This window comes from Microvirga pakistanensis, from assembly GCF_004458765.1.
Taxonomy (GTDB): Bacteria; Pseudomonadota; Alphaproteobacteria; order Rhizobiales; family Beijerinckiaceae; genus Microvirga; species Microvirga pakistanensis.
This window is the reverse complement of record NZ_SPJX01000612.1, coordinates 1-223: the sequence shown is the minus strand read 5'-3', so window position 1 is coordinate 223 and position 223 is coordinate 1. Positions and strand designations below refer to the sequence as shown.

Sequence of the window (223 nt, the reverse complement as noted above, 5' to 3'; positions counted from 1 at the left end):
GGCCGTGATCGACCGCTTTACCCAAAGCTATCTGGCGGGCGAGACGCCGATCCCCTGCGTCGAGTGCAACCGCTCCATCAAGTTCCGGGATCTTCTGGAAACCGCCAGGGAACTTGGGGCCGACGTGCTGGCCACGGGCCATTACGTGGCGAGCCGCCGCCTGCCCGACGGGCGTCGGGCCCTGCACCGGGCCGCCGATCCGGACCGGGACCAGAGCTATTTC

General features: G+C 68.2%; 1 pseudogene. It reads left to right on the top strand.

From position 1 onward, the window contains the following. Positions 1-223 (top strand): annotated as a pseudogene (locus E4K09_RS24075) (tRNA 2-thiouridine(34) synthase MnmA); the annotation flags it as partial.